Below are 17,749 nucleotides of genomic sequence, written 5' to 3'. Positions count from 1 at the left end.
CCTATCGCAGGCGAAGTCTTCATCTTAACCTACGATCGTAGCGCGGCGCCCCGAAAGACCGACAACGAAACAAAATGCAAAACCGACGTTCCCAAATCGCGAGGACAGTACGCGGTGCATACATGAGCAAACATTATGATCCGCTGAAGTCGTGGTCATTTTTGCACTCCCAAGGACATCTGGAAGGGCGCGTTGCGGAGATGCATAAAGATTCATCTTGACCATCAGGTTGGCACTTCCTTACGATTTCTTGACCAAATGGTCAGGCAGCTTGGGGGCACACTCAGAATGCCCCGCTGCCGTGATCACTGGATCTTGGTCCAAGGTGGTGACGGTCATTTCCTTTCCCGGAGATGGGTAGGCACCGCGTCAGAAATAAGCGGCCCGCACCCAGTGGGCCGAATGAGGAGTAGGGGAATGGCTTCGAAGGTTTTCAAGGCAATCGCACTGACGGGCGTCTTTGCAGCTGGGCTGGCTACAGGGGCTGCAAATGCAGCGGATGCACTGACACTGCAGCTCAAATGGGTAACGCAGGGTCAGTTTGCCGGCTACTATGTGGCAAAGGACAAGGGCTTCTATGATGAAGAAGGCCTCGACGTCACGATCAAGCCAGGTGGCCCGGACATCGCTCCGCCGCAGGTAATCGCGGGTGGCGGAGCTGATGTCATCATCGACTGGATGCCCTCGGCACTTGCTTCGCGTGAAAAGGGTGTGCCGCTGGTCAACATTGCTCAGCCGTTCAAAAAATCCGGCATGATGCTTACCTGCCGAAAGGACACCGGCATTACCTCGCCGGATGATTTCAAGGGCAAGACGCTCGGCGTCTGGTTCTTCGGAAATGAATATCCTTTCCTGTCCTGGATGAGCCAGCTTGGCATCGCGACAGATGGGGGAGAAGAGGGTGTTACCGTCCTCAAGCAGGGGTTCAATGTCGATCCGTTGCTGCAAAAACAAGCCGATTGCATTTCAACCATGACCTACAACGAGTATTGGCAGGTCATTGACGCCGGGCTTTCCGCAGACGACCTGATTGTTTTCAAATACGAAGACCAGGGAGTAGCGACGCTTGAAGACGGCCTTTATGTCCTCGAGGAAACTCTCAAGGACGATGCCATGGTCGACAAATACGCTCGCTTCGTTCGCGCCTCGATGAAAGGTTGGGCATATGCCGCTGAAAACCCGGAGGAGGCAGCAGAGATCGTCCTGGAAAATGACGCGACCGGTGCACAGACTGAAAAGCACCAGGTTCGCATGGTTGGTGAAATCATCAAGCTCGTAGACGGTTCCGACGGCAAGCTGGACACGGCCGCATATGAGCGCACGGTAAAGTCGCTTCTTTCCGGCGGCTCTGACCCTGTCATAACGACGGAACCCCAGGGTGCAACAACAACCGTAGTTACCGACAAGCTTTGATTAAGTTTGACGCGAATAAGAATTGACGAAGGGCGCCAATATTGGCGCCCTTCTGCTTTAAAGGCAAACCCATGCCGGACTATGTGGAGAAATGGCGATATGAATTCTTAAGTGTTTGCACCTAGCTTCTTGTGCAGGTGAGGTATCAAATGAGTGTCGCGCATGGTGGATGAGTCTGAACCAATGTCCTCGGCGGCGGGGAAACGGCGCGACTCGGCGAAGCTACGTTCCAGATCATCCGTAACTGCGGGGCGACAACTCGTGTTTGGCCTTGTCGGTGCTGGGATGGTGACCGCGATCGTTGCGGTTCTGATTTTCGTCCTATCAACCATCGAAAGCGTGGAGCAACGTGCAGAACGCCGGGAAATTCGCTCTGTCAGTCGTGTCTTCGAGAATTCGAAAGAAGAAATACTTCGCGAGATAGAGCGCTTTGCAGTCTCAAATGCAGCTTATGAGAATATCGACATTCGGTACTCGCTGGATTGGGTACGCCAACGTTTCGGCGTCGACATGGCCACCGACTACAATCATGACCTTGTCGTGCTTCTCGACCGGGATGGCAGTCCGGTTTACGAAATCAACAACGGTCGTGTTCATACCTCGGGAAGACTCGGGCACCTGATAAAGGGTGATGTCGCTGCGTTAGTTGGAAAGATTCGCGGCAATTACCTCCTCGGGATTGAGTATGACCAGGGTGGCACTGCCAGCTTTAGCGGCAGTTTGGCCGGTGTCTCCGGGATCACTTCAGCCGATCTGGGCGATGGCCAGCTGGGCCTCGTCGCAGCCTATGCAATCGTCCCGGATGTGGGGGGAATTTCTGTTAAGGCGGTCTCGCCATATGTTCTTGTCGCCGTCCAGGTGCTCGACGAGTTCCACCTTCAGAAACTGCTGGAGTCGATGGCGCTCGATGAGATTTTCATTCGAAAGGAAATCCCGAAAGGCATGGTCGGCGTGCCGATCACCGAGTCAAACGGCCGCGTGCTAGGCAATCTCGTCTGGAAACCCACCGCTGAGGCTTCCCGTGTCGTGATGTCCTGGGCGCCTCTGATTAGCGGAGCCTTGCTGGTTGTCCTTGTCCTCACATTCTACGCTCTTTGGCAGAACTATTCGGCTGCGCTGGAATTGAAGAGGCGCGAACAGGAGGCCATTCTGGCATCGCGCCGGGATCCGTTGACCGGGCTTTCACGTCGTGACCTTTTTTATGAGGATGCGGAAAGAGCTCTTGCGGATCATGAAAACAAGGGGCTGCATTCGGCAATCCTGTACCTGGATCTGGACTACTTGAAGCAGACCAATGATGCCTATGGGCATGTAATCGGTGATCGCCTTTTGATTTCAGTCGTCGAGCGGCTTCAGGCCAATTGTTCAGAACAGGATCTGCTTGGCCGAATTGGCGGCGACGAGTTCCTGCTCATGATGCCGGGGCGAGCTAGCCGGGAGGCCTTGCTTGAGGACGTCGATCGCTTGTGTAGCAACATCAACCGGAAGGTCATGATCGATGACCTTTGTCTTGATGCATCCAGCAGTGTCGGCGTCTCGCTGTGGCCTGAGCATGGCGACAACCTGAAAGCACTTGTCAGGTGCGCCGACATTGCCCTGCAGCGATGCAAGGAGGACGGTCGAGGCAACTTCCGCCTATACGATGTGGCGATGGACGAAGTCTTGCATGAAAAGCGGCGCATTCGAGACGGATTGAAACGTGCGCTCGACCGCGATGAGCTTGTCGCCTTCTATCAGCCAATCATTGAGACCAATTCGGGAAAGGTTGCATTCGCTGAAGCCCTTGTTCGCTGGCAGCACCCTGAGCGAGGCCTCCTTGCGCCGGGTGCATTCTTGCCCGTGGCCGAAGAGGATGGCTCAATCAACGCGATAGGGAGCTGGATGCTGGAGCGCGCGATCAAGGACGCTGCACAGTGGCCTGACACCGGTGTCGCCGTAAACGTTTGTGCAAGCCAGCTTCTGGAAGAGGGCTTTGTCGAGCATGTAGTGGCCCTTCTCGACGAGCATGGCCTATCGCCCCAACGTCTGGTCCTGGAAATCACTGAATCGGTAATGATGGACCGTTCGGGGGATATACGGACCGTATTTGCGCGTCTCGCGAGTCTCGGTATTGCAATTGCGATCGATGATTTCGGCACCGGTTTCTCGAGCTTGAGCTACTTGCACGAGTACAAGTTTCAGAAGCTAAAGATCGACAGGAGCTTCGTTGCCCGGATCGAAACGGACGTGGACGCCGGAACGATCATTCGAACTATGATTGGCCTTGCCAAGGTCATGGGGATGACAGTCGTAGCCGAAGGTGTCGAGACGGAAGCACAGAAGCGGTTTCTCAAGTGCGCGCAATGTGACTATCTTCAGGGCTACTATTTCGGAAAGCCGGCCCCGGTTGACGATGGCGAGCGAAAGATCCTGCTATCGGCCTAGTCAACAGCCGCGAGACGGCTCGTATTGCGCAGTCTTTTTATGGAAATCGCTTGAGAACGGTTATATTGGAAGTGTGTGGTTGACCCGCGTCGAATTCACCGCCCGGCATGCGGCCCGCCATCAAGAATCTCATCAGTGAAACCACCGCGGTCATGATGACAACCGTCACGGGCCAGACGATCGCAGTCATGGCGGCAATGGCGAGGCGAAGGGGGCTGCTACGGTCAGTTTCCAGAAGCTCGGTGGCCGACAAAATAAAGAACGCCAGCGCGATCAGGCCGTAAACAAGCAGCAAAAGTATCAGAAAAACCAACATCCCGGTTGCACCTCGATCGCCCAAGACCGTCATGCCCGGTCATGGTTAACACAATCTAACATGCACCCCAGCTGCAACGTCAACACTTATAGCATGCATACGAAAAAATTACAATTTACTAGTTTGCTGGCGGTAGCCACAACCTCGCCTGTTCAGCGTCCCGCTCGATCAGGACATGAGTATTGGCGAACACACGGTAACTGTGGCTCCAATCGCCATCGGGCCATCTGATACGCAATTGGGCGCGCTCCGATACTCCAAGCCCGAAATGCAGAAAGCCTGATTGCCCCGATGCATGCCCACCGCCGATCTGGATATCCCTGACGATGGTTCGGTTGCCGATCTTCACGCTTACCTTTGCGCCGACGGCATTCGGGTTCGAAGTTTTGGGCTGCTTGACTTCAACGGCGAGCCAGTTGCCCAAGGGGCGCGTCTCGTCCGCTGTCCCGGCTCCGACATTGCGGAACAGGCTGACCGGACCGGACCGATTGACCACAACCATGTCCAGCAGTCCGTCCATGTTAAGGTCGGCCAGTCCTGCGCCCCTGCCGCGCCTGTCGAGGGCAATGCCTGCATCACCCCCTACTTCAACGAATTTCTCGTCCCATTGTCCAAGAAGCAGGTTATCGGGATCGAAGGCGGCAAAGTCGGGCATGGATTCGACGTTGCCCTTGGCGATGAAAAGATCCCAGAGCGTGTCGTTGTTGACGTCCTGAAATTCGGAATGCCAACCCGTCGAAGGCCTCAGATCCGTGCCAGTGTAGGGACGGTGCGCCGTTACGCCCATATCGAAGGCCATATCGCGATAGATCGGCAGTGTTTCATCGGCCTCGTCGTCCAGCATCTGGAGCTTCGTGTCGCCCATGCTGGTCAGCGCGAATTCGGGGAAGCCATCAACATTGAGATCGATGGAGGCGATCCCCATGCCCCAGATCTTCAGATGACGCCAGCCATCCGAACGGCGATAGGGGCGCGGAGGACGACCGGCCGGCAAGGCCCAGAGTTGCTCTTCGCCGCCGCGATAATAGTGCCGGTCGTTTGAGACACGCAGCGCCGGTTCGCCAGATTTGTTCCAGTCGGTGAAGAGGATCGACAGCGTACAGTATCCCGGCGACAGTCTTTGCGCTTCCGAATAGCGGGGCCGGTCGCCAGCCTGAGGCCGGAACAGAAAGTTGTCGTGACACGTGCCCCATGGAGAACCGGGGGCCGAGCGGTCGACATAGTTGCCGAACGCCATGGTGGGATACTCCGCTCCGTTCTCCCAGATTGCGGAGAATGCCGTCGTCCATTCACGCCCGCCATCGAAGCCGACGGCGCGGTTGGCGACTTCGAAGCGACATTCACCCAAACCCCTTAGGATAAGATTCTCGCCAAGGCGAAGGACGGCGAGGTCCATCTTGCCGTCATTGTCGAAATCGATCGGATAGGCGCCGAGGATCTTGTCCTCATACCGCTCACCGATTCCGATGTCGCGTTTTTCGAAGGAAAGCTGCCCGCCGGTCCTGCTTGCATTGCGATAGAGTGCCGCCGGAGCCTTGCCGCCCGCAATGAAAAGATCCGGCCTCCGGTCGCTGTCGCAGTCGAAGATCGCAACGCCCCCGCCTACGAAATACTCCCATGGGCCGACGTAGCTGTGGTCGATACCGGCCGCCTTAGCCTCTTCGGAGAACCGAGGGATCGGGGCCAGTGATCTCTTGGGCGCGGCGGCCTCCTGAGCTGACGCAATAAAGCCGCCAGAGACGGCAAGAACCGCGGCTGCGCAAGCCGATGCGAAAAGGGCTTTCATTCAGCGATCTCCAGGCTGCGCAAGAACGCGATCACATTCTCTTTGTCCTCATCCGGAAGAGCCGAATAAGCCTTGCGAGCGTCGGTTGCCTCGCCGCCATGGGCCTCGATGATGTCGCCAAGATCGGTGATATCGCCTCTATGACCGTAGGGGGCTGTGCTGCCTATGCCCCATAGCTCCGCAGTTATGAAGACGTCTCGCGCCACGAAGCGCTGGCCGAGCAATTCGTTGCCCAAGGTCTCGCGGGCCGCATCTGCGATCCGATGACGCTTCAGGTCACCAAACAGCGGCACCAGGGTCCGCCCCTCTTCATCCTTCGGCAACGTCTTGACCCATTCGAGAGTGCCAAGGTCAATGCGAATGGGCGCTTCGACGTCTGACGGACGCAGCGTTCCGGCATTTTCAAAGGGATTGGGGTCTTGAAAGACGAGGCTTTCAAGCGGAAGAGCCGGCTTGTGACATGCCGCGCAGCCGATCTCTGTGAAGGTGGCTTCGCCAATGGCTGCGGCTTCGGCCCAGACGTCGGGCAACGCGGTCTTGCGCGTCGGTGCAGGAAGAGTGGCTTGCCATGCGACAATGGCGGAAACCTGGCCCGGAGAAAGCTCGTCCGGATGCTCGTCCCCATCGAAATCGTTGCTTCCCGTCCACTGAGAGCCGAAGCGCTCGACGGCTTGAATGCCATGGTGATGATTGAGAGCGTTGACGGAGAACTGTCGGAGGGAGGCAAAAACGCCCTTCTGGCCGAAGGGGCGCAGGGTCAGGTCGTAGTCAATGCCCTCTAGCTGTGAAACGTCGATGGTACCGTCGGGCTTCACCGTTATTGTCCCGAATGACACGCCCTTGGTCTCAAGCGCGGCGGAGACCTCCGAGCCGGTTGCCCTTGCCTTTGCAGCGGCTTCGGCTCGCTGGGCTCTGAGGTCCGCCGTCATCTCCCGGGCAAGCAATTCGATCAGGCCGGCACCCTGCAATGCATTCGTGCCGCGTTCATTGGAAAACTGCGGGTCGGTGGTGTCGAAATCTGCGCTCTCGAAACCTTCCGAGACGAATACATTCGCCGTAAAGGAGCCGGCGCCGCCTATTACCGGCTCGTTATGGCAGGAGGCACAGGCATTCGCGTCCAGACCCGGGAGGCGCTGGAACATCTGGGGAACAGGCCTGCGGCGCTTGGTAGGAACGATCGCCTGTGTGGCTTCGGGCCGGCCGACGCCGTCCGCACGTGTGAACTTGCCTTCGAAAAGCCGCTGTCCGAAAGCGATCAGTTCATCGATTGTCTCCTTGTCCGCTTTCGCCAGATCGGAAAACTCGAAATCTCGTGTGAGGACGTGCTCATCCCATGGCTTGGAAGCAGACGCCTGACCTGCTGCGGTCACAGAAGCCGGCGCCAGAAACAGCGAGACAGCGCCGGTACATAGGAGGATGCGCAGAAATCGTGCCCGGTTCATTTCAGCCATCATGCAACCTTTTCGGAGGTCCTTTGTTGGACGCCGGTGTATTCACGGTCCAGGCGCTCCATCGCCTTTGCGATCAAGCCGCGCCGGATATAGTCCTCGTTCCACGGCATGACGTCGATGACGAAATTCTGCCTGAGGTCGGCAACCAGGGCCTCCTCCAGTCCGGCATTCATTCCCGCTTCCATGTACTCGTACGCCCGCATGCCGGCGCCGGTCAGAACGATCCGCCGCGGGTCGATGATCGCCAGCAACCTGGCAAGGCCGTAGCCGAGAACCCGCCCGGCCTTGGCAAAGGCCTTCAGGGCATCCTCGTCACCGGCCTTGGCTTTCCCGATCAATGCCTCCAGGCCTTCGACGCCAGCTTCAATGTCCTGCGGATTCGTATCCTCGGGCATGTGCCTGGCGGACCGAACGAGAGCATAATCCGACAGATAGGCCTCAATGCAGCCTCGTTTTCCGCACCTGCAAAGAGCACCGCCCGGAATGTGGTTTGCGTGGCCGAACTCGGCGGCTGTACCGCTCGCTCCCGCAAAGAGATGATTGTCCAGATAAAGCCCCATGCCGACACCGTAATCGAGCATCACCACGGCGAAAGTTCCGCTGTATTTGCCTGGCTCCGACCAGTGCAGGGCTTCGGTGATCATGTTTGTGTCGTTCGACAGGATGCAATGCACGTCGAAGGCCGATTGCAGCGGCTCGACGATCGGGATTTTCCTGCCTTTGAAGGCGGGGCTCCAGACGACCAGTCCGCTGCCCGTTTCAACGACGCCTTGTGCCGCGACACCGATCTCCCGCACATGTGAAATGTCGGTACCGGATTGTTCGGTGAAGTTCCGGATTGCCTCGATGAGCAGCGGTGGGAAATCGTCTTTTTCCGCTGTGGCACTGTCGAAACCGTAGCGCTTGGTCAGGAAGGTTTCACCGGCGAAATTCGCCATCGACATGTCGATGGTGTTCACGGATATGCGTATGCCAATCACACAGGCAGCGTCCGGATTGATCCTCAGAAGCGAGCGGGGCCTTCCTCGTGATTGCGGTGCTTTCGGCTCGTCGCTGTCGAAGCCCTCGATTAGGCCCTGGTCGAGCAGGTCCGAGGTGATCGCAGTGACGGTCGCCGGGCTGAGTTTGGTGATCTGGCCCAGGTCGATACGGGCCATCGGGCCGCCGCGACGAAGCGTCTGCAGGATGATGCTCCGGTTCTGGCGCCGTATCTGATCTCGATCCGCTTTCCTTGTCATCCTCTCCGCAGCTTCCTCAAAGGTGTTTCCTCGACCACCCGGTTTTCCGGGTTGTTTCGTTGGGTCTCTGCCGTTTTTGGGTTCGCAGATGACAGTTTTGCAAAACCATGTTGACAGGAGCCGCGCTTTGGAGCAACTTTTTTTCGGACATCAAAAAAAATAATGATAATGGTGTCTGCGTCGGGGTACGAGTGCCCCGTGGGATCAAGTTTGGTGTGCGATCCGGAAACGGATGCACGCCTGCAGGAGGAAACAAACATGCGTAAGATCGCTTCAGTCCTGGCTGGCGCCCTGATGTCCGCCACTGCCATCAATCTCGCTCATGCCGCTGACATTGTCGTTGGCGTCAGCTGGTCCAACTTCCAGGAAGAGCGCTGGAAAACCGACGAAGCAGCCATCAAGGGCGCTCTCGAAGCTGCCGGTGCCAGCTACATTTCCGCTGACGCGCAGAGCTCCTCTGCAAAGCAGCTTTCCGACATTGAAGCGCTGATCGCACAGGGCGCAAACGCTCTGATCATCCTCGCTCAGGATGCCCAGGCAATCGGCCCGGCTGTTCAGGCTGCTGCTGACGAAGGCATCCCGGTTGTCGGTTACGACCGTCTGATCGAAGACGCGCGCGCATTCTACCTGACCTTCGACAACGTCGAAGTCGGCCGCATGCAGGCTCGTGAAGTTCTGGCTGCTGCCCCGAAGGGCAACTACGTCATGATCAAGGGCTCCCCGACCGACCCGAACGCAGACTTCCTGCGCGGTGGTCAGCAGGAAGTCCTGCAGGCTGCTATCGATGCAGGCGACATCAAGATCGTTGGCGAAGCCTACACCGATGGCTGGCTGCCGGCGAACGCACAGCGCAACATGGAACAGATCCTGACCGCAAACGACAACAAGGTTGACGCCGTTGTCGCGTCCAACGACGGCACCGCAGGTGGCGCTGTTGCTGCACTGACGGCTCAGGGCATGGATGGCATCCCGGTCTCCGGTCAGGACGGCGACCACGCTGCTCTGAACCGCGTTGCCAAGGGCACCCAGACCGTTTCCGTCTGGAAGGACGCACGTGAACTCGGCAAGGCTGCCGGTGAGATCGCTGTCGAGCTCGCCAAGGGCACCGAAATGTCTGCGGTCGCAGGCGCTGGCGCCTGGACCTCTCCGGCAGGCACCGAGCTGACCGCTCGTTTCCTTGCTCCGGTTCCGGTCACCAAGGACAACCTGACCGCTGTTGTTGACGCAGGCTGGATCACGAAGGACGCGCTTTGCCAGGGCGTTTCGAACGGCCCGGCTCCCTGTAACTAAGATACGGCACGCACTCGTTACCCCGGCAGACATGCCGGGGTAACCCATGGCCGGCCCTGAATACTGAGAAGTGCTTGGACAGGACCGCCGTCCGGCGAGTATGATCCGGACCACCGCGCGTGCGACTGGCCTCCAAGCAGGAGTTTCCCGATGTCCGATGACGCCCTGTCCGGGTCGAAAGCCCCGACAGCACGTAATTTCTTTGCCGCCTTGCAGCTGGACACACGCCTATTGGGCATGATTGGTGCCTTTGTCGTGCTGTGTCTTGTTTTCAACGTGGTCACCGATGGCCGGTTTCTGACGCCGCGCAACATCTTCAACCTGACGATCCAGACAGTCTCCGTTGCCATCATGGCGACCGGGATGGTCTTTATCATCGTGACGCGTCATATCGACCTCTCCGTCGGTTCGCTTCTGGCAACCGTGGCGGCGGTAATGGCCGTTGCACAGACGGATTTCCTGCCCAACACGCTCGGACTTGGTCTGGGGCACCCGCTGCTTTGGATCGTTTCCATCGTGATCGGGATCATCGTCGGTGTCATGATCGGGGCATTCCAGGGCTGGATGGTCGGCTACCTCGGAATCCCTGCCTTCATCGTCACTCTTGGTGGTCTGCTTGTCTGGCGCAACGCCGCATGGTTCATCACCGATGGTCAGACGATCGGCCCGCTCGATGAGACCTTCACCATGATTGGTGGCATCGGGGGAACGCTGGGCGAGACCGGTTCGTGGATCTTCGGAGTTGTAGCGGTTGCTGCTGCGCTTGCGCTTCAGTTCGCTTCCCGCAAGCGCAAGGAAACCCACGGCTTCCCGATCAAGCCGGTATGGGCGGAGCTTACCATCTCCGGTCTGATCGCCGCGCTGATTCTCGGCTTCGTCGCGGTCCTCAATGCCTACGACATTCCGACGGCGCGTTTGCGCCGGGTTTTTGAGGCAAATGGCGAGACCCTGCCTGACGGTCTGACGATGGGCTACGGCATTCCCTACTCGGTTCTGCTGCTCATCGCGGTGGCTGTTGCAATGACCGTCGTGGCACAGCGTACGCGCCTTGGCCGCTATATCTTCGCAACCGGCGGCAACCCGGACGCGGCGGAACTGTCGGGCATCAACACGCGCTTTCTGACCGTGAAGGTCTTTGCGCTGATGGGTGGTCTGTGTGCGCTCGCCGGTGCGGTTGCAGCGGCTCGTCTCGGCTTTTCCACGAATGACATCGGCACGCTGGATGAACTGCGCGTCATCGCAGCAGCGGTCATTGGCGGCACTGCGCTTGCCGGCGGCGTCGGCACGATTTACGGCGCAATCCTTGGCGCCCTGATCATGCAGTCCCTGCAGTCCGGTATGGCCATGGTTGGCGTCGATGCGCCGCTCCAGAACATTGTCGTGGGCATCGTCCTGGTGTTCGCCGTGTTCGTTGACATCATCTATCGCAAGCGCACGGGAGACTGATCCGATGGCAACTCCCCTGGTCGAAATGAAAGACATCTGCATTGCCTTCGGTGGCGTGCATGCTGTCGACCACGTCTCAGTTGATCTTCACCCCGGCGAGGTCGTCGGGCTTCTGGGCCACAACGGCGCGGGCAAGTCCACGCTGATCAAGGTGCTGTCAGGTGCCTACAAGGCAGACAGCGGCGACATCCTGATCGATGGCAAGAAGGTAACGATTACCAGCCCGCGCGATGCGCGTGCCCAGAACATCGAAACCATCTACCAGACACTGGCGCTCGCCGATAACCTCGATGCTGCGTCGAACCTTTTCCTTGGCCGTGAACTGACGAATGCCTTCGGTTTTGTCGATGACGATGCCATGGAAGCGGAAACCCGCAAGATCATGGGTCGGCTGAACCCGAACTTCAAAAAGTTCAATGCGCCGGTCAAGGCACTGTCCGGTGGTCAGCGCCAGTCCGTGGCGATTGCCCGAGCAGTCTACTTCAATGCCCGGATCCTGATCATGGATGAGCCGACCGCAGCGCTCGGCCCGCATGAGACGCAGATGGTGTCGGAACTGATCCAGGAGCTGAAGGCCCAGGGCCTTGGCATCTTCCTGATCAGTCATGACATCCATGATGTCTTCAAGCTTTGCGATCGCGTCGCCGTCATGAAGAACGGTCAGCTGGTCGGAACGGCCAAGACCACCGACGTTACCGACGACGACGTCCTCGGCATGATCATCCTGGGCAAGTGCCCTGCAGGGGCGATCCCTGGTCCGGGCGCGCTGAACGACGACACGTTCAGCGGCTGAGGGCTTTCCCGGTTCGACCAGGTGTCTTGCGGCACTGCAGCTTGACTTGGCCGGACAGGAGTTGAAAAAACGACGAGTGCCGACGGGATTGACTGTCGGCACTTTTTTCTCGGACTAGTTTGAGGGGCGTACCTCATGTTTATCGGTCTCGACATCGGGACAAGCTCGGTCAAGGCGATCCTGCTCGACGAAAACCAAAACCTTGTCGGTTCTGCTTCTGAACCGCTGACGGTCCAACGGCCACATCCCTCGTGGTCTGAGCAGGACCCGGACAGCTGGTGGACCGCCTGCGAGGCGGCCATGGATCGGCTGGCGGCGGAGGTTCCCGTAGCGATGGCGGCGGTCAAGGGCATCGGCCTCTCCGGGCACATGCATGGCGCGACCCTCCTTGGCGCAGACGACCGGCCGCTGCGTCCCTGCATCCTCTGGAACGATGGCCGCTCTGCGAAGCAGTGCGCGGAACTGGAGGTTTCCGAGCCGAAATTCCTGTCGCTGGGCGGCAATCGGGTCATGCCGGGCTTCACCGCACCGAAGCTGCAATGGGTTCGCGAAAACGAGCCGGACGTCTTCGCGAAGACGGCAAAGGTGCTCCTGCCGAAAGAATATGTTCGCCTGAAGTTGACCGGGGAACACGCCGGGGACATGTCCGACAGCGCGGGGACGCTCTGGCTGGATGTCGCCAAACGTGACTGGTCCGAAGAGCTTCTGGCTGCAACCGGCCTAACCCGGGACCACATGCCGCGTTTGGTGGAGGGGTCTGAAAGCTCCGGCCAGCTTCGCGCAGAACTTTGCCAGCGCTGGGGCATGACGTCGGCACCGGTCGTGGCCGGGGGCGGTGGCGACAATGCCGCGTCCGCATGCGGTGTAGGGGCGACAACGCCTGGCTCGGCATTCGTATCGCTCGGGACCTCCGGCGTGCTCTTCGTCACCAACGACCGCTTCTCGCCGAATGTCGAAAGTGCCGTTCATGCCTTCTGTCATGCGGTTCCGGACACCTGGCACCAGATGGGCGTGATCCTCTCCGCAACCGACAGTCTGAACTGGCTGGCGCAGACGCTCGGCCGCAAGGCGTCGGATCTGACTGATGGACTTGGTTCTGTAGGCTCTGCGTCCGATGTCCTGTTCATGCCGTATCTGGGTGGTGAGCGAACCCCGCACAACGACGTGGCCATCCGTGCCGGCTTCTACGGCATTTCGCATGAAACCGACGACAAGACCCTGACGCATGCTGTCCTGGATGGCGTTGCGTTCGCTCTGAAGGACTGCATGGAGGCCCTTGCAGTTGCGGGCACCAAAGTGGAGCGGGTGACGGCTGTCGGCGGAGGCTCGCGGTCTACAGTTTGGCTGGAGATCATTGCCAGCCTTCTGGACGTTGTTGTTGACGTTCCGGCAGACGGTGACTTTGGGGCTTCGCTTGGCGCGGCGCGCCTCGGTCAGGCCGCAGCCCAAGGCTCGACCGATGGAATCTTTGGTGCTCCTCCCATGCGCACCAGCATCCAACCACGATCTGATCTGAAACAAGCCTATGCGGACGCTTATGGCCGCTGGCGTACACTTTACCCGGCCCTGAAGCAGGCCGGTTTCTAAGGAGATATCCATGACCACCGGATTTTTCGGCGACGTAACCACAATCCCCTTCGAGGGACCGGACAGCACCAATCCGCTCGCCTTCCGTTTCTATGACCCGAACGAAGTCGTCATGGGCAAGCGCATGGAAGACCACATGCGTTTCGCCATCTGCTACTGGCACAACTTCGCGTGGCCGGGCGGTGACCCGTTCGGCGGCCAGACCTTCGAGCGTCCGTGGTTCCCGGCAGACAGCATGCAGCTGTCCAAGCTGAAGGCCGACGTGGCCTTCGAAATGTTTACCGCTCTCGGCGTTCCCTACTACTGCTTCCACGATGCGGATGTGCGGCCTGAAGGTTCGACCTTCGCCGAAAACACCAAGAACCTGAACGAAATCGTCGACTACTTTGCCGAGAAGCAGGCTGCGACCGGCCTCAAGCTTCTCTGGGGCACCGCGAACCTTTTCTCCAACCGCCGCTTCATGGCTGGTGCTGCAACGAACCCCGACCCGGATGTCTTCGCCTACTCGGCGGCAACGGTGAAGACCTGTATCGATGCGACCCACAAGCTCGGTGGCGAGAACTACGTCCTCTGGGGTGGCCGCGAAGGCTACGAAACGCTTCTGAACACCGATCTGAAGCAGGAAGACCAGCAGCTTGGCCGCTTCCTGAACATGGTGGTCGACTATAAGCACAAGATCGGCTTCAAGGGCACGATCCTGATCGAGCCGAAGCCGCAGGAGCCGACCAAGCACCAGTACGACTACGATGTCGCCACGGTATATGGCTTCCTGAAGCGTCACGGCCTCGAGAACGAGGTCAAGGTCAACATCGAACAGGGTCACGCGATCCTGGCGGGCCATTCCTTCGAGCATGAACTTGCAACGGCCAATGCGCTGGGCATCTTCGGTTCGATCGACATGAACCGCAACGACTACCAGTCCGGTTGGGATACGGATCAGTTCCCGAACAACGTTCCGGAAATGGCGCTGGCCTACTACGAGATCCTCAAGGGCGGCGGGTTTACCACCGGCGGCACCAACTTCGACGCCAAGCTGCGCCGCCAGTCGCTTGACCCGCAGGACCTGCTGATCGCGCATATCGGCGGCATGGATTGCTGCGCCCGTGGCCTGAAGGCGGCCGCACGTATGCTCGAGGACGGCGTCATCACCGGCTTCATCAACGACCGCTACGCGGGCTGGCAGAGCGCCGAGGCACAGCAGATGCTGGCGTCCGGCACCCTTGCAGACATCGAGCAGCGCGTTCTGAGCCAGAACATCAATCCTGAGCCGAAGTCCGGTCGTCAGGAGTATCTGGAGAACGTGGTCAACCGCTACGTCTGATAGAACGGCCCGTGTACCCATTGGTGGTACACGGGCGCCAATTTGGCGCTTTTTCTTGTTCCAAAGCGGTTAGAATTTTCACTTTGGCATCTTTCATCCGTCTGCGGTTACTCCTATGAAGGAGTAATGACGATCCTGCCGAAGCTCGAGCCGATCATGGCTCTCTTTCTTGATTTCGATGGAACGCTGGCCGAACTGGCACCGCGTCCTGAAGATGTTCGCGTTTCACCGGAGATGATCTCGGCCCTCGGGCGCGTGCAGTCTCAGCTGTCCGGCGCCGTCGCTGTCGTGTCCGGCAGGCCGATCGAGCAGATCGACAGGTTTCTTTCTCCGCTTCACCTGCCCGCTGCCGGATTGCACGGCCTTGAGCATCGGCTGGTGCCGAATGCAGGGATAGAGCGTGACCAGCCGAGCCCCGACATAGCGGCCCTCAAGAACCTGCTGAACACATCAGACCTCGTCAAACGGGGCGCGTTCATCGAGGACAAGGGCCCGGCCGTTGCCGTCCACTATCGCTCCGTCCCGGAATTGGAGGCGGACGTTCTTGCGACCATGAGCGAAGCCGTCAAGGCGTTGCCGGCTCTGCATCTAGTTCACGGGAAGATGGTGGTCGAAGCCAAGCCTTTTACCAGTGACAAGGGATTTGCGGTCCGCACTTTCATGAAGAACGGAACCTTCGCCGGGCGGCTCCCGGTGTTCGTCGGCGATGACGTCACCGACGAGGATGGGATTGCGGCGGCTCAGGAACTGGGCGGCATCGGAATAAAGGTTGGTGAGGGAGACACATGCGCCCGTCACCGGTTGGAAAATGTTGCGGCGGTCAACGAATGGCTGGCCGCTTTTGAGCTTGTTTCGGAGAGCTGACGAATGGTGTGGACACCACCCCTGAAATTGGAGCCATCGCTCGACCTGGCGATGATCGGCAATTGCTCGTATGCCGGCCTCATCGACAAGATGGGCTCGCTTGTCTGGTGCTGCCTGCCGCGGTTTGACGGCGATCCTGTGTTTCATTCGCTGCTGGGTACACGCGGCGAGGAAGGCGACGGCGCCTTCAACATCGACCTCGACGGCGCTGTGCGCAGCGAGCAGGAATACGTCCCGAACACCGCGATCGTGAAGACCCGTATTTTCGACGGCAAGGGCAACGCCATCGAGATCACGGACTTTGCGCCGCGCTTTACCACCAAGGGACGCATGTTCCGGCCGAACGCGATTGTTCGCCGGGTTCGCCCGATCTCTGGTCATCCGCGCATACGGGTTCGCTGCCGCCCGCGCTTTGCGTGGGGTGCTCGCGTTCCGGACGTGACCTTCGGATCCAACCACATTCGCTGGGTCGGCAATGGCATGACCCTTCGCCTGACCACGAACGGTTCGGTGACTTACGTCCGGGATGAAACACCGTTCCTGCTGGACGGGCCGATGTCCTTCTATCTCGGTCCGGACGAGAGCCTTACCGACCATCCTGATCGCCTGTGCCGGGATTTCGAGGAAAATACCGAAACCTACTGGAAGCACTGGACCCGGCGTCTCGGTCTGCCGCTTGAATACCAGGAAGCGGTCATCCGCGCGGCGATCACGCTGAAGCTCTGCACCTACGAGGAAACCGGTGCGATCATCGCTGCCGCGACGACCTCGATCCCGGAGGCGGCCGGCACCCAGCGCAACTGGGACTACCGCTACTGCTGGATCCGCGATGCCTTCTTCGTGGTCCGGGCGCTGAACTCCCTCTCCGAGATGGAGACGATGGAGAACTATCTCCGTTACCTGAACAACATCGCGGCGGTCACCGAAGGCGGCCACGTCCAGCCGCTCTTCGGCATCGGCATGGAAGACAAGCTGGTCGAGCAATTCGTCGACCTGCCCGGCTACCGCGGCAATGGCCCGGTTCGTGTCGGCAACCAGGCCTACGAACACTTCCAGCACGACGTCTACGGTCAGATCATCCTGGGTGCCGCGCAGGCGTTCTTCGACAAGCGTCTCCTGCATCAGCCGGGCCTGGACGACTTCAAGCGCCTGGAGCAGGTCGGCGAACGTGCCTATGCCATGCATGACCAGCCGGACGCCGGCATCTGGGAATTGCGGACCCGCGCGCGTGTCCACACTTCGTCCTCCCTCATGTGCTGGGCCGCGTGTGATCGCCTCGCCAAGATCGCCAATCAGTTCGGACTTTCCGACCGTGCAATGTACTGGCGCGAGCGCGCTGAAAAGGTGCACTCGGTCATCTGCCAGCGTGGCTGGAACGCCAACAAGAACGCTTTTGTAGAAAGCTTCGAGGGCAACGATCTGGATGCCAGCCTTCTGCTCATGGCCGAGGTCGGCTTCCTGCCGCCGAAGGACCCGCGCTTCATCGCGACAGTCGACAAGATTGGCGAGACGCTGCGCCGGGGCAATCACCTGTTCCGCTATCATGCGGCGGATGACTTCGGCGCGCCGGAGAATGCCTTCAACATCTGCACCTTCTGGTACATCGACGCGCTTGCCCGCATTGGTCGCAAGGACGAAGCGCGGGAGATCTACGAGACGATGCTGTCTTGCCGCAATCATGTCGGGCTGCTGTCGGAAGATACGACCCCTGCGACAGGCGAACTGTGGGGTAACTTCCCGCAGACCTATTCCATGGTCGGCATCATCAATGGAGCGGTGCGTCTGAGCGCTGGATGGGAGACAGTCATCTAATCGCCACC

General features: G+C 59.2%; 13 protein-coding genes. 9 read left to right on the top strand and 4 right to left on the bottom strand.

Annotated features, from left to right (window positions below):
- Positions 1-417 precede the first annotated feature (417 nt).
- Together ACN0SY_RS15680 and ACN0SY_RS15675 are read left to right on the top strand one after the other, a co-directional pair.
- The gene (locus tag ACN0SY_RS15680; protein WP_417688714.1) at positions 418-1,413 is read left to right on the top strand and encodes an ABC transporter substrate-binding protein; all 996 of its coding nucleotides are present in this window, start codon (positions 418-420) and stop codon (positions 1,411-1,413) included.
- Positions 1,414-1,674: 261 nt separating this feature from the next.
- Positions 1,675-3,837: an EAL domain-containing protein gene (locus ACN0SY_RS15675; RefSeq protein ID WP_417688712.1), complete on the top strand. Its 2,163-nt coding sequence runs from the start codon at positions 1,675-1,677 to the stop codon at positions 3,835-3,837.
- A gap of 37 nt (positions 3,838-3,874) precedes the next feature.
- On the opposite strand, the gene ACN0SY_RS15670 is transcribed toward ACN0SY_RS15675, so the two are convergent.
- From ACN0SY_RS15670 to ACN0SY_RS15655, 4 genes are all read right to left on the bottom strand, one after another.
- A complete protein-coding gene (locus ACN0SY_RS15670) occupies positions 3,875-4,153 on the bottom strand; it encodes a hypothetical protein (protein WP_417688710.1) in 279 nt (92 codons plus the stop codon).
- A gap of 118 nt (positions 4,154-4,271) precedes the next feature.
- Positions 4,272-5,939, bottom strand: a complete 1,668-nt coding sequence (locus tag ACN0SY_RS15665) for a CRTAC1 family protein (protein WP_417688709.1) — start codon at positions 5,937-5,939, stop codon at positions 4,272-4,274.
- Complete coding sequence (locus ACN0SY_RS15660; protein ID WP_417688707.1) at positions 5,936-7,381, bottom strand: hypothetical protein; 1,446 nt, start codon at positions 7,379-7,381, stop codon at positions 5,936-5,938. Before ACN0SY_RS15660 ends, ACN0SY_RS15665 begins: the two co-directional genes overlap by 4 nt.
- An 8-nt stretch (positions 7,382-7,389) precedes the next feature.
- The gene (locus ACN0SY_RS15655; protein WP_417688705.1) at positions 7,390-8,628 is read right to left on the bottom strand and encodes an ROK family protein; all 1,239 of its coding nucleotides are present in this window, start codon (positions 8,626-8,628) and stop codon (positions 7,390-7,392) included.
- 258 nt (positions 8,629-8,886) lie between these two features.
- On the opposite strand from ACN0SY_RS15655, the gene xylF reads away from it, so the two are divergent.
- The 7 genes from xylF (at position 8,887) to ACN0SY_RS15620 (ending at position 17,741) form a co-directional block, all read left to right on the top strand.
- Complete coding sequence (gene xylF / locus ACN0SY_RS15650) at positions 8,887-9,918, top strand: D-xylose ABC transporter substrate-binding protein (protein ID WP_417688703.1); 1,032 nt, start codon at positions 8,887-8,889, stop codon at positions 9,916-9,918.
- Between the two features lie 150 nt (positions 9,919-10,068).
- Entirely contained in the window at positions 10,069-11,364 is a 1,296-nt protein-coding gene (locus ACN0SY_RS15645; protein WP_417688701.1) for a sugar ABC transporter permease, read from the top strand.
- A 25-nt stretch (positions 11,365-11,389) separates the two neighbouring features.
- A complete protein-coding gene (locus tag ACN0SY_RS15640) occupies positions 11,390-12,157 on the top strand; it encodes an ATP-binding cassette domain-containing protein (RefSeq protein ID WP_417688746.1) in 768 nt (255 codons plus the stop codon).
- 135 nt (positions 12,158-12,292) lie between these two features.
- Entirely contained in the window at positions 12,293-13,744 is a 1,452-nt protein-coding gene (gene xylB, locus ACN0SY_RS15635; protein ID WP_417688699.1) for a xylulokinase, read from the top strand.
- 10 nt (positions 13,745-13,754) lie between these two features.
- On the top strand, positions 13,755-15,065 hold the full coding sequence (xylA, locus tag ACN0SY_RS15630) for a xylose isomerase (RefSeq protein ID WP_417688697.1): 1,311 nt from the start codon (positions 13,755-13,757) through the stop codon (positions 15,063-15,065).
- A gap of 126 nt (positions 15,066-15,191) precedes the next feature.
- Positions 15,192-15,929, top strand: a complete 738-nt coding sequence (gene otsB, locus ACN0SY_RS15625; protein ID WP_417688695.1) for a trehalose-phosphatase — start codon at positions 15,192-15,194, stop codon at positions 15,927-15,929.
- A 3-nt stretch (positions 15,930-15,932) separates the two neighbouring features.
- Positions 15,933-17,741 (top strand): glycoside hydrolase family 15 protein, encoded by a 1,809-nt coding sequence (locus ACN0SY_RS15620; RefSeq protein ID WP_417688693.1) that lies wholly within the window; start codon positions 15,933-15,935, stop codon positions 17,739-17,741.
- Positions 17,742-17,749: the final 8 nt, after the last annotated feature.

The organism is Roseibium sp. (assembly GCF_048261595.1).
In the GTDB taxonomy this organism is placed as follows: Bacteria; Pseudomonadota; Alphaproteobacteria; order Rhizobiales; family Stappiaceae; genus Roseibium.
The sequence above is the reverse complement of the archived record's forward strand: the minus strand, read 5'-3'. Positions and strand labels throughout refer to the sequence as shown.